Here is a 13445-nt window from a genome sequence, read left to right as displayed (position 1 = left end):
TCAGGCATCCGCGTCAACATCAGGGGGCCAGGACCAGCCGGAAGCATCAAAACTGACCACTGTTTCCCGGCCCAGCTCCCGTGCAAGAACCTGCCGCTGCGCCATCCAGTCCTGCTGCAGCATACCAACAACAACCATATCGTGAAACCGCCCATCAGCGAACCAGGCCTGACGCATGGTCCCCTCGATCTCGCAGCCCACCCGGCGGATCAGATCGCGGCTGCTGTGATTGTCTGCCCTGTAATACGAGGTGATGCGATTCAACCCCAGCTGTCGGAACGCAAAGTCCAGCATCAGGGCAACCGCCCGCACCGCCACTCCGTGACGCCGAATGGACTTGTCGACAAACACCGGAACCACCGCGTCCCGATTAATGCTTGAAATCGCTTCGAGTCCTGTCATTCCCACCAGATCGCCGCTGTCGGATTCGATTGCAAACCAGCACTTGTCACACTCTCGTGAAGGGCAAACCGCGTCCTGCCAGTTCTGCTCGGTCTGCGACAGATTTGGCGGGATGCGCAAAGTCCGGTCGAACAGGGCCAGATCATGAACATCCTGAAACCAGCGGGCGATGGTATCGAGATCAGTCTTTTCCAGAGGGCGCAGCTTGAACAGCCTGGATGAGGTATCGGGCAAGAGAAAAAAGCCTCCGACAACAAATATTAAAATCTATTCGCGCGATACTAGCATAAAAATCTCAGAAACAAGAACGGGTTGTTCACACAAGAAATCCATAGGCTTGAACCCGCTGAACGGGTAAAACCGGCGGACGACCGTGCGGGGCAGATTGTTTCAGACGCGCTGCCTGATCAGCGGTTCTCGGCGCGAATCAGGAAGATGTTGCGCAGGTAGATCGACAATCCCATCGACTGGCCAAGAATGAAGACCGGGTCGCGGCGGTAAATCGCGTAGCTGAGCAGGATAAGCCCACCGCCGATCGAGAGATACCAGAACGCCATCGGGATAACCGATTTCTTGGCCCGTTCGGATGTGATCCACTGAACGATGAAGCGGGCGCTGAACATCAACTGCCCGGCCAACCCGATAAAGACCCAGAGCGCCTCGGTCGGGCTGTCGACATGCAGGATTTCGAGAATGGTTTCCTTCATGACCGGGATGCCTCGGTTGCTGAGACGGACTTGGCGCGGCGGGTCAGCCAGACCACGCCGAACAGATCCCAGATACCCACCATGGCCCGCCCGAAATTGGTGTATTTGGACTGGCCCGACAGGCGCTCCTGATGCGCCACATCGACCAACGCAATGTTCCAGCCGTAGGCCTTGAACAGAGCCGGCAAGTAGCGGTGCATGTGATTGAAAAAGGGCAGATCGAGAAACGCCTGTGTCCGGAACGCCTTGAACCCGCACCCGGTGTCACGGGTGCCGTCTTTCAGCATCCAGCCCCTCAGTGCATTTGCAAAGCGCGAGGCCAGCTTCTTTGACGCGGTATCTTTCCGGCCAACCCGTTGCCCGGCCACAAGGCCAATGGTGTCGTCTTCGCCGGACACCAGCGGCGCCCAGATCTTGGGCAGTTCTTCGGGAGGGTTCTGACCATCCCCGTCCAGCGTGCAGCAGATATCGGCACGCGCCTCTTTGACACCGGAATGGACAGCGGCGCTTTGGCCCCCGGCAGTCTTGTGCTGCAAAATACGCAGCTGCGGGCAATCCTTCTGCATTGCCTGAAGCGCCTCGTAGGTTCCATCAGTTGAACCGTCATCCACCGCAATAATCTCGAACGCAGGCAAATCCGAAGCTGCAGCACAAATGCCCTGCACAAGACCGGCAACGGCCCCCTGCTCGTTATGCATGGGAATCACGACCGACACCGTAGGTCGATTGTCAGCGTTGGCATCATGATCAGCATGCATCGTGATAAACTTTGTTTGTTTCCGTCACAGTGGCTTTTGATTGATCAACGATGGAAATTCAAGTGGCGACCGCACCGCAAGCCATAGCGCAACACCCTGACGCTCGCTGAATCGCGTTAATTCGCCTATTCAGACAGCCCCTTGACCCCGGTCGCCGACCAGTAGACCAGACCGTCGACTGCGGTAGGTTCCTTGGTCAGCCCGACCAGTTCCGGCGCCAGTTCGGAAAGTTCCGCCTCGGTGCAAAGCCCCCGCAAGGGACCGGAAGAATAGCCGAATCTCTCCAGATATTTTTTCAACTGCAAACGTCTCAGGTAAATGAAGGGCCTGCCATTTGATGCAAAAACCGACGCCGCCCCCGGCGGCACACGCATCTTCCGGTCATGCGCGCAGATCAGCAGCGTTTCATCCGGCTGCAACATCGCGCCGAGCGGTGTCAGAATCTCCGCCTCGGGCACGCCTAGGCGTACTCTTCCCTTGCCCAAATCCGTTGCCACACGATCATAGAACGGGCCACCTGCCAGAACACTCAACCCAAGCGCCGCCGCCATACCAGCCCAGCGCAGGCGCTTGACCGAAAACAGCAGGCCGGTTGCGGCCACCATCAGCATCGGAAGTATGAGCAGCGTGTATCTTGCGTATACCTTCCCCGCCGCGGCCCACATCATGATAACGAAAAAGACCGCAATGCCCGTCGCCGCCAGCAGTCTGGGGCGCTTTTGCACAAACGGAAGTGCACAGATGCCGACGAAGCCCAACAGGCGCAACCACGGTTCGCCCGCGACGATCAGATCATAGAGTTTCCCAAACCCCCGATCGCTGAGCGACGGGCGGAAGCGATCCAGCATTTCGCCCTTGATATTCCCGTCCAAAGAGTCACCAAAAAGGAACCGAAGCTCTTGCAGGATCGGCCACGCGAAGGCCAGCGGGATCGCAATCTTAAGCGTCCGGCGAAACGTCTTGTTCCGCCAGATCTCACTAAACGGTTCCGCCTGCCATCTGTTGGTGATCTTTAACGTCAACAGCGCCAGCGCCAGAAAGGCCAGCGGTGTCGGGCTTTTCTGCAAAGCGGCCAGAACGATGGTCGCGCCGAAGTAAGGCCAGTATCTCGGCTTTTCAATCGCGGCCAGCAGCGCCGCAATACTTAAGGTCGAGAAGAACACCGCGCCCGTATCCAGCATCGCAGACGTGGCGTGCTGCCAGAACTGAAGCGAACTCGCCACAAACAGGACCGAGGGCAGCATGGCCCAGGGACTTTGCGGAATCATGACCCGCGCCAGCAATGCGGTCGCCATCAGGGCGCCCAGCGCAAAAATCATCGACGGCAGGCGCAGGGCCAGAATATCTGACACGCCGAACTCCATCAGCAGCGCCGACATCCAATATTGAACAGGCGGCTTTTTCAGACTTGGCTCGTTATTGGAATAGACGGCCAGCCAGTCGCCATTCCGGGCAAACCCTGTGCTGCGGTCATAGGTGTAGAATTCATCATAATGATAGATGTTCCCGACCCCCAGATCGGTCAGGTGCCACGCCCAAACCACAACCATCACCATGGCGGTGGCGATATAGGGAAGCGATCTTTGCCAAACTGGGGAGTTTCCGGTCATGCTTTATCTGGTCCCATCACGCTGTACACATGTATGATTTTCAACCTGCCGGGGCATCTGTGAAACCGCCACACGACATGCTTCAACTATTGCGTCCCCCATTTGAGGGCAAGGCATTTAAAAGGGGTCTGCGAACTCGATTTTTTGTCGTTTCGAGAGCCCTTGGACGGGGGCATTTACTTTCTCGCAGCATCTGGCAAGGTTTTTCTAACGCGATGGCGTTGCCCGCAGCTTTGCTGGTACCGGTGCCGAAACAGCATATATGACGACGGAAATCTCTTGGGAGGCGCACGTTTCAACGACCTGAACTGCCACCTCCGGAACTAAGTGCTGAGCAAAAAACTCTGCATCGGCTTCTACGAGTTCAAATTCTGATCGAAGAAGCGCGCGAGCAGCTCCATACGAAAGTCTTCTATTTTCATAAAAGACCAAATGTTGTTTGATACTGGTCCGCATCAAGTGGAGATAGATGATGTTTAGGACCCGGTGCTTTGTATTCATGTCACTGACAGTCCTGCTCTCGAGCATGACGTCTGCCGCTCAGGCTCAATCAAATCCTGTGCCCGTAACCGTCGTGACCCTGGACGCAGAGGATGTAACTTTATTTTCTGAACTGCCGGGCCGTGTGGCCGCGTTGGGCGTGGCCGAGGTCAGGCCTCAGGTCTCAGGTATAATTGTTGAGCGCCTGTTTCAGGAAGGCGGCACCGTCAAAGATGGCGATGCAATGTACCGTATTGATGATGACGTCTATGACGCCCAGGTACAGCAATCCACTGCGAATGTCGCTCAGGCCGAGGCCCGGCTAACCGCAGCTGAAAAGGAAGAAAAGCGCGTGGCGGAGCTGTTGCTGCGCAATGTGGCAAGCCAACAAGCGGTCGACAGTGCGGTTGCGGAAAGAGACGCGGCACGGGCTGCCTTACTCGTGGCAAAAGCGCAGCTTCAAGCCGCCAAAATCGACCTGCAACACACAGTCGTCCGTGCACCGTTAGCGGGCCGCGTCGGGCGTGCTCTGGCTACTCAGGGTGCTCTTGTGACCGCGCAGCAGGCAGAGCCACTGGCCGTGATCCGGCAAATCGACAAAATCTATGTGGATGTGGCCGTGTCTACTCAGGATGTGCTGCGCTTTAACCGGGCCTTGGTAGCGCGGCCCGCGGCACTTCAATCGCTTGACCCAACCGTGACTGTGACACTTGCGGATGGCTCGACCTTCGATCAGACCGGTACGGTGCTTGCCGCAGAGCCGCAAGTTGATCCGCAGACCGGCGTTTCGGTTCTGCGCATCGAGTTTCCGAATCCCAACCAAATCGTTCTGCCTGGTATGTACGTGACCGCCCATTTGCCGATCGAGGTTCTACAGGGTGCGGTACTTGCACCGCAGCAGGGCGTCGGGCGTAACCGGCGCGGTCAGCCAACCGCGATGATTGTCGATGACAACAATACGGTTGCCGAACGGCTTCTGACAGTCCGGGGTACCCAGGGCGACAAGTGGATCGTGACCAAGGGTCTTGAAGCGGGGGACAAGTTAATCGTTGAGGGTCTGCAAAAAATTGGCGTTGGTGCGACTGTTTCACCAACTGAAAAACCAGAATCGTAGATAGCGTTGATGGGCCGAGACGCCTGAATCGCAAACAGATGTGAAAGTTCCTTATGGCACGTTTCTTTATTGATCGACCCGTTTTCGCCTGGGTCATTTCGATTCTGTTGATGGGCATCGGCACATTGGCCGTTTTCAGTTTGCCGGTCGCACAATACCCCCAGATCGCGCCGCCCACGGTCGAGATCAACGCATCTTATTCTGGCGCTTCGGCCGAAACCGTGAACAACACCGTAACGCAGGTAATCGAAGAGCAGATGACCGGGCTGGACGGGCTGCGATACATCAACTCATCTTCAACCTCGACCGGCCAGGCTTCGGTCACGTTGACATTTGAAACCGGAACCGACCCGGATATCGCGCAGGTTCAGGTGCAGAACAAGCTGAGCCAGGCGACCCCACTATTGCCGGAAACGGTGCAGCGTCAGGGTGTTACGGTGCAGAAATCGTCAGGCGGTTTCCTGTTGGTGGCGGCGTTGGTCTCGACGGATGATCGCCTCGATGCGGTGGATCTGTCGGATTACATGGTATCGAACATGGTCGATGAGTTCAGCCGCCTCGAGGGCGTCGGCAACGTTCAGGTGTTTGGTGCGCAATATGCCATGCGAATCTGGTTGAACCCCGAACAGCTTGCCGCGTTCGAACTGACCCCGTCCGACATCGTACAAGCCGTTTCCGAAGAGAACGCACAGGTTTCAGCCGGGTCGTTCGGTTCGCTGCCTGCAGTTGAAGGGCAGGCCCTGAACGCAACGATCACAGCGCAGTCGCTATTGTCCACCCCCGAGGATTTCGAACAGATCGTAGTTCGGGCGGAAACCGATGGCGGGCTTGTTCTGCTGCGCGACGTGGCGCGGGTCGAGATCGGAGCCGAAAGCTATACCACATCGGCCTGGTTCAATGGAAACCCAACAGCGGGTATGGCGATCCAGTTGGCGTCTGGCGCCAACGCGCTGGAAACAGCGGAACGTGTGAAACATCAACTTGACGAGGTGTCGGCCTTTTTCCCGCCGGGCGTCGAATATGTCATTCCCTATGACACCACCCCGTTTGTTGAAATCTCGATCGAGGAGGTTGTTCACACACTGATCGAGGCCATCGTTCTGGTGTTCCTCGTCATGTTTCTGTTCCTGCAGAGCTTACGCGCAACGATCATCCCGACGCTTGCGGTGCCGGTCGTGTTGCTGGGCACCTTTGCGATCATCTCGGCCTTTGGGTTTTCGATCAACACGCTGACCATGCTGGCAATGGTTCTGGCCATCGGGCTTTTGGTGGATGACGCAATCGTTGTTGTAGAGAACGTTGAACGCATCATGGAGGAAGAGGGTCTTTCCCCCTACGAAGCCACGAAGAAATCCATGGGTCAGATCACCGGCGCGCTGGTCGGTATTGCCATGGTGCTGTCAGCCGTGTTTATACCGATGGCCTTCTTCGGTGGATCAACCGGCGTCATTTACCAGCAATTCTCGATCACCATCGTTTCGGCCATGGCACTGTCTGTTTTGGTCGCACTGACCCTGACACCCGCTTTGTGTGCCACGCTGTTGCGCAAGCCTGATCATGACAAGCGCAATCGCGGACTGTTCGGCTGGTTCAACCGCGGGTTCGATCGGCTGACCGAGGGTTATTCGTCACTGGTAGGCTTCTCGATACGGCGCCCATTGCGCGTCGGGTTGATCTATTTGCTGATCGGCGCAGCGATGGTTTTCCTTTTCGCCCGCACACCGACCGGATTTCTGCCGGAGGAAGACCAGGGCATCCTTTTCACTCTGGTTCAGGGCCCAACAGGCTCTACCGCTGGCGCGACCGAGGGCGTACTTGAGCAAATCGAAAAGTACTATTTGGAGAATGAGGCTGACAATGTCACGTCGGTCTTTACCGTGCGCGGCTTCAGTTTCGCGGGGCAGGGCCAAAACATGGGCATCGCCTTTGTCAGTCTGAAGGATTGGGATGAACGAACAACCCCTGAGCGCAGTGCTCAGGCCATCGCGGGTCGGGCCTTTGGAGCATTCTCCCAAATTCAGGAGGCTTTTGTGTTTCCAATCGTTCCTCCTGCGGTGATCGAGCTCGGCAACGTCAGCGGTTTCGATTTTTACCTGCAGGCCCGTGATGGCCAAAGCCATGAAGCGCTGGTGCAGGCACGAAATCAACTGATGGGCCTTGCCGGGCAAAGCGAGAAGATTGCGTCGATCCGCCCGAACGGGCTTGAGGATGCTGCCCAATTCAACATCAACCTGGACTGGCGAGCCGCGGGTGCCATGGGGCTGTCCGCGCAAGAAGTGGGCGAGCTTTTGTCGGTTGCATGGGCCGGTCGGTATGTGAACGATTTCCTCGATCGGGGCCGCATCAAGCGTGTCTATGTTCAGGGTGATGCGCCCTATCGCATGGTACCCGAAGATATCGAGGCCTGGCGGGTTCGCAACGATTCCGGAGGGCTGGTACCACTGTCTAATTTCTCATCCACGAACTGGCAGTTCGGCCCGCAGGGGCTGTATCGATACAATGGTGTATCGGCGATTCAGCTGCAGGGCAGTCCTGCCCCCGGGTTCACCACCGGCGAAGCCATGGCCGAGATAGAGACACTCGCGCAGCAATTGCCGCCCGGATATCAGATCGCCTGGACCGGCCTGTCGCTTGAGGAACGGGAATCCGGGGATCAGGCAGGGATGCTGTATGCGCTCTCGCTTGCGGCAGTGTTCCTGTGTCTTGCTGCTTTGTATGAAAGCTGGACCATCCCGTTTGCGGTAATGCTTGCCATGCCCATCGGTGTAACCGGATCACTGGTCGGAGCCTGGCTCGGCGGATTTGAGAACGGTGTTTATTTTCAGGTCGCGCTGCTGACGGTGATTGGTCTGACGGGCAAGAACGCGATCCTGATCGTCGAGTTCGCCCGTGACAAGGTCGCAGCCGGAGAGCCCCTGTTGCAGGGCGTCAAGGACGCAGCGCACCAACGGTTCCGACCCATTCTGATGACGTCGATGGCGTTCTCGCTGGGCGTGCTCCCTCTGGTTCTGTCCACCGGTGCCGGAGCCGGAGGCCGAACAGCAATGGGTTCAGGCGTGATGGGCGGAGTAGTTTCGGCAACCGTGTTGGGTGTTATCTTCGTGCCGGTGTTCTTCGTAATGATCTATCAGTTCGTCAAAAGAGTCCTGTCACGCTAGCTTCGTTTACGTGCTCATACCGCTGGCTCGGCATGTTCCGGCAGCAACAAGCTCAACTCGCCTTCGCTGAAGTTATCGAACGACAGGTCCCAGTTCGCGCCGGGCCAGAGTAGTTGTAGCTGCCTGCTCGCAGGCCGATAGACCGCTGTATAGAGCGTACCGAAGCCAGACTTGAACGCAGTGGAATAAAGCGGTGGCCGCAGGAATGCGTCAATGAAGCGTTTCTCGCTTTCCGGGTTTTGATTGAGGCGATTCAACAGAAATCGCTCACGTTCCACGGTGGCCGTAAAGCGTGCATGAGTGGACCATTCAACATGACCCTGATGGTTTGTCGCGACTGGTTGGTCCGAGATTTGCGGATGTCGGTCCGGGGCGAGATACACTGTGCTGTGGTTATGTTTCGCATCCAGAACGGTGACGTTATAGCTCATGTGACACGGAATGCGGCACAGACAGTCGACAGCCTCGGCCGTGGTCTCGCAGGTTTGCAAGATATAGCGCAGGATCAGCGGAACACCGAACCCGTCCCCCACCTCGCGCCGTCCGCCGAAGGTGAGCGAGACCGTCAGACCGGCATCGTTGATGCCGTCGAGCAGACCCAGAACACCGTCGCTCATCCCGATGACGCCGCGCCCGTCCCAGTGGGTTTTGAGCAGCGCCGCATCAAAGGTTTTTGGATGGTAGTCGTAGTTGCGCACCAGAAACGGAGTCTTGCCGCGCCAGATCGCCTGGCTGCAGCCCGACAGGTATTTCGGCGGGCAGTAAAAGCTGAGAAACCGCGCCTGGCTGTCGCTGCCGCCGACCAGTTCGACGACCTCTTCATAAAGCGGCATGATTTCGGGCATGTGCTTTTGCAAGGCGCGCAGGCATTCGCGATAGGTGGGGCGGGCCGAATACCCCTCTTGCGCCCACCATTTGCGGTAGGCGGGCCAGTATTCGGCAAACAGCCCGGCCAGCTTGGGACCGGGCTGCGCTTCGTCGATTGACCGAAAAACAAGCGCCATGGGGCTTTCTACATAATTTTGAACGCTGGGTCTTCTATCGGCTGTGCTGCGGGCAGCGGTTCGGCGGCATAGGCAGAGGTGATGCCGTGAATCCACTTTTTCGACTTGTCCGTCAGTTTAAAGCCTTTGGTCATCGACCGTCCACGCGTTACCAGAATTCCGAGGTCAGCGCCCTCATAGCGGTAATCACCGACATTCGAAATACGCAGGAAGAACGCTTCGTTCTCACCCACAGCGCGGCGGTGATAATCGAACCGGTCGAACACCACGCGGCCATCTTCCAGCATCTTGTAAATGCCCGATTGCGGGGCCTGAGTGATCCGGTCGACGCTGTCGTCGGTGTGTTTGATCACCATCTGCGACCAGCTGTCGATCATGTCCGGGTCTGCCCAGCGGGCATTCAGTTCCTCGACATCCAGTTCAAAGGGTTTCTTCGAGAATTCTAGCAAATGGAATAGGAACAGCGGCGCGTCAGCATGAGCAAAGGCCGCGTGGTTGGTCATGGAACTGGCGCCGGTGATCCGCGGGTTCAATTCGCCCAGCCACAGTTCGTCGGTTTTCTTATCGATCAGGAAGTCGAGTTCGAAATAACCGCGATATCCGGATTTGCGCAGTTCTTCCCCGAACTGGAAGGTCAGTTGCCGCGCCTGTTCGCGGGCCTTGGGCGGGAAGGCGGTCGAGAAGATTTCATTCCCACACCAGCCGCCGCGATAGGGGGTGAGTTCGTTAAAGCCCACAAGCTCGGTCATCAACGGTCCAACGATAGTACCTTCCGAGGTCGCACAAGCCTCGATCGCCGCCCCGCGACAGTCGATCCGCTTCATGATCTTGATTTCGCCTTCGCCGATGATCTCGTCTTTGTGCTTGTTGAAATCGGCCTCGGACTTGATGAAGAACGTCGTGTGGCCGCTGTCGCCAAAGGCTGACTGCAGCACCAGATCGTTCCCCAGCCCGGCCTTTTCACAGATTTTCTTCAGGTGATCATAGCTTTTGACAACACTCAGCGTGTTGGGCACGGACGGCACACCCGCCTTGTTGCCGATACGGACGGTTTCGATCTTGTTGTCGCATTTGGTGCGCAATTTGGCCTTGGGGAACCACAGCTGACCGCCCAGCTCCTTGACCAGCTTCTCGGTCGTCTCGTCAAACATCAGGAAAACGAACTTCGGCTTTCCACCACGCCGCTTGACCAGATCGATGACCTCTTTGTGCTGCAGCAGATAATTGTTGATGTCTTCGATCGACTGGAACTCATCATGCGGCATCTCAGAGGGCACGAACACGTTCGGATGTCGCCCATCAAAGCAATCCATGTAGCAGATATAGGTGAAGTTCATCACCCATTCATCCAGCCCCAACAGGTTGAAATTGGTCGCCGAAACAAAATAGATCGGGTCCTTGTTGGTATGGAAATACCGGCGGATTTCCGAGATGTTTTTCAGCACCTTCTTTGGCATGATTGTTGTCCTCCCTGACCCCTTAGGGGTTCTTTACTGATTTCAAAGCGTCTTCGGTAAATATGCGCAGGCCCAGATCGGCGCGGAATCCGTGGATTTCCGAGACGTCCAGTTCCTGCATGAACTTCAGAATTTCGGGGCTGATCACCTGCCCCGGCACCAGAATGGGAAAGCCCGGAGGATAGGGGATCACGAAGGTGGCCGAGACCATTTCCTCGCCCGCCTCCAACCGGTTCAGCATTTCGTTGTCGGGTTCCACGTAATCGCAATTGTCCTCGTCGTAAGACAGGAAGAAGGCGGTGCGGATGTCGCCCGCCTCGGTCCCGGCTTCGCAGCGGAACGCATCGTGGAACCGGCTGAAATCGGGCAGCGGCGGGACATGTTCGCTCAGGTTCCTGACGCGCTTTTCGAAGGCCAGCTTCTCCATCTTGGATGCGTCATCCATCAGATCGTCCAACTCCTTGGCGATCTCGACCAGCACTTCGATCAGATAGGCGACCGAGCTGCGCGTGGTGCCGATATTGGTCATGAACAGCACGGTATTGCGCGAGGTCTTGTTGATCTGGATGCCATACTTATCCATCAGGATCTTGGTCTTGAATGTGTCGCCGTCCCAACCAGTCGCGCCCACATGCAGCGTGATACGGGTGGCATCCAGAACGAACTCGTCATTGGCCCAGCAATCCCAGACATCGGCCCAGCCCTGACCGGGATCGAAATAGCTGGTCATGCCACTTTCGCGGTACGCCTCGGGGATCATGTCCCCCGCCGTGACCAGCTTGAAGTACTTCTTCAACAAGGGATGGGTCGTCACCGCCCGCCGGATCGCCATCGCACTTTCGACCTGTCGCTGGACGAATTCATAACCTTCGATCTCGACCTGCCTGCGCCCCACATCCAATGAGGCGATGATCTGATAGTTGGGAGAGGTTGAGGTGTGGGTCATGTAGGCTTCGTGAAACGCCTCTTCCACCGCGCCTTTGAACTGCTGGTCATTGACGTGGATCATCGAGCCCTGCCGCAGCGCGGTCAGCGTTTTATGCGTCGATTGCGTGGCGTAAACCCGTACCCGTGCATCAGGCGGCGCGATCAGGCGGGTGTTCAGCAGGGTTTCGTCATCCGCGCCCTGCAACTCAGCCTGTTGCGCCGCATGGGCCTCGGCATGTTCCGCCGTGCGGAACCGTTCGCGCAGCAGGTTGGCCGAGCGCATGGCGGTGCGCACGCGGGTATTGGGCGCAAAGCGGGCATAGCCGAACCATGCCTCATCCCACAGGAACACAAGGTCTTTCTTGATCGCCAGACATTCCTGCATCACCCGCTGCACGTTGTAGACGATGCCGTCAAAGGTGCAGTTGGTCAGCAGCACCATCCGCACGCGGTCCAACTTGCCCTCGGCCCGCAAAGCCAGCAGCTTGTGCTTGATTTCACGGATCGGTACCGCGCCGTACATCGAGTAGTCATGCAGTGGATAGCTGTCCATATAGACGACGCTCGCCCCGGCCAGCACCATGCCGTAATGGTGCGACTTGTGGCAGTCGCGGTCGACCAGAACGATATCGCCGGGCCGGACCAGCGCCTGCACCACGATCTTGTTACAGGTCGACGTGCCATTGGTGGCGAAAAACGTCTGTTTAGAGCCGAATGCGCGGGCAGCGGCCTCTTGCGCCTCTTTGATCGGGCCACGCGGCTCCAGCAGCGAATCCAACCCGCCCGAGGTGGCCGAGGTTTCGGCCATGAAGATGTTCGATCCGTAAAACGCCCCCATATCCTGAATCCAGTGGCTGCGGCTGATCGATTTACCGCGACTGATCGGCATCGCATGGAACACGCCAGTCGGCTGTTTGGAATATTCCTTGAGCGCGGTGAAAAACGGGGTTTTGTACCGCCGCTGCACGCCGCGCAGGATGTTCAGGTGCAGTTCCAGAAAGTCTTCCTGATTGTAGAACACACGTCGACACAGGCCCAGATCAAGCCCCGCGATATCCTCGGCAGAGCGGTCGGTGATCAGATAGGCATCCAGTTCCGGGCGCAGCTTGCCGATACGACGGCAGGTCTCGGGGCCGTATTCCGAGGGCGACAGCGCGTCCAGATCGGCCCCTTCACCATACAGGCTGACGTAACGGCCCAACACATTGGTTTCGTTCTTGGACTTCAGGGTCAAACCCGGGCGAACGATAACGGCCTGCACATTCTGGTTGAACAGCACCCCAATCAGGGCGTCTTCGACACTGGGGACCACCACAGTTTCATAGATGAACGAATCTTCGCTGCGGCGCATCCGTTGCAGGCTGGATTGCAGAAACCGCTCCTGATGTTCGTTTACGTTGTCGACGATCATCACTTCGAAATATGGCCTGCCTAGCGCCCGCGCTTCAAGGGTCTGTGCCGCCTCGTCCTCGAACTCGTCGCCTTCGGTTTCGTCGGCGATCAGAGGGATAGACCGGCGCCGAAAGGCCCCGGAGGTCAGCGCCCGCGACACCCGGCGCACAGCGGTCGAGAAATCGGCGAAATTGCCATGATCCAGCAGTCGGCGCAGATAGTCGAAGGCAGACCCGCCGGGAAAGGCAAAATACATCTCGATCGGGGCCAGCGCCTGCAACAATTGCCGCGCACGGTCCCGGTCCTTGTCTTCGCCGCTCTGATCCAGAGATTCGGCTGTTTCCCGCAGCGCGCTCCATCGGTCTGCCCTCAGCTGTGAGGCGCTGTAGTAGTCCGAGATAGTGTGGAGCTTTTCGCTATCGGATAAGCCGTGCAT

At 57.5% G+C, this 13445-nt stretch carries 9 protein-coding genes; 2 read left to right on the top strand and 7 right to left on the bottom strand.

What is annotated here, in order from left to right; genetic code table 11:
• The 4 genes from RA27_RS18845 to RA27_RS18830 form a co-directional block, all read right to left on the bottom strand.
• On the bottom strand, positions 1-636 hold the full coding sequence (locus RA27_RS18845) for a GNAT family protein (protein WP_039542762.1): 636 nt from the start codon (positions 634-636) through the stop codon (positions 1-3).
• 173 nt (positions 637-809) lie between these two features.
• Positions 810-1109 (bottom strand): lipid-A-disaccharide synthase N-terminal domain-containing protein, encoded by a 300-nt coding sequence (locus RA27_RS18840; RefSeq protein ID WP_039542759.1) that lies wholly within the window; start codon positions 1107-1109, stop codon positions 810-812.
• Complete coding sequence (locus RA27_RS18835) at positions 1106-1867, bottom strand: glycosyltransferase family 2 protein (RefSeq protein WP_039542756.1); 762 nt, start codon at positions 1865-1867, stop codon at positions 1106-1108. Before RA27_RS18835 ends, RA27_RS18840 begins: the two co-directional genes overlap by 4 nt.
• A gap of 125 nt (positions 1868-1992) precedes the next feature.
• The gene (locus RA27_RS18830) at positions 1993-3477 is read right to left on the bottom strand and encodes a glycosyltransferase family 39 protein (RefSeq protein WP_039542753.1); all 1485 of its coding nucleotides are present in this window, start codon (positions 3475-3477) and stop codon (positions 1993-1995) included.
• A gap of 499 nt (positions 3478-3976) precedes the next feature.
• On the opposite strand from RA27_RS18830, the gene RA27_RS18820 reads away from it, so the two are divergent.
• Together RA27_RS18820 and RA27_RS18815 are read left to right on the top strand one after the other, a co-directional pair.
• Complete coding sequence (locus RA27_RS18820; protein WP_039542748.1) at positions 3977-5071, top strand: efflux RND transporter periplasmic adaptor subunit; 1095 nt, start codon at positions 3977-3979, stop codon at positions 5069-5071.
• Between the two features lie 53 nt (positions 5072-5124).
• Positions 5125-8229, top strand: a complete 3105-nt coding sequence (locus RA27_RS18815; RefSeq protein ID WP_039542746.1) for an efflux RND transporter permease subunit — start codon at positions 5125-5127, stop codon at positions 8227-8229.
• A 14-nt stretch (positions 8230-8243) separates the two neighbouring features.
• Here RA27_RS18815 and RA27_RS18810 read toward each other — a convergent pair whose 3' ends face one another.
• Genes RA27_RS18810 through RA27_RS18800 form a run of 3 tightly spaced genes read right to left on the bottom strand, consistent with a single transcriptional unit; the run spans position 8244 to position 13445 of the window.
• Positions 8244-9233, bottom strand: a complete 990-nt coding sequence (locus RA27_RS18810) for a C45 family peptidase (protein WP_039542745.1) — start codon at positions 9231-9233, stop codon at positions 8244-8246.
• Positions 9234-9241: 8 nt separating this feature from the next.
• Positions 9242-10690, bottom strand: coding sequence for a biotin carboxylase (locus tag RA27_RS18805; RefSeq protein WP_039542743.1), 1449 nt, complete (start codon positions 10688-10690; stop codon positions 9242-9244).
• 22 nt (positions 10691-10712) lie between these two features.
• A complete protein-coding gene (locus RA27_RS18800) occupies positions 10713-13445 on the bottom strand; it encodes an aminotransferase class I/II-fold pyridoxal phosphate-dependent enzyme (protein WP_039542741.1) in 2733 nt (910 codons plus the stop codon).

Origin of the sequence: Ruegeria sp. ANG-R (genome assembly GCF_000813985.1) — a bacterium.
Classification (GTDB): domain Bacteria; phylum Pseudomonadota; class Alphaproteobacteria; order Rhodobacterales; family Rhodobacteraceae; genus Ruegeria.
Note: the sequence above shows the minus strand (reverse complement) of the source record. Positions and strands in the feature narration are given on the sequence as shown.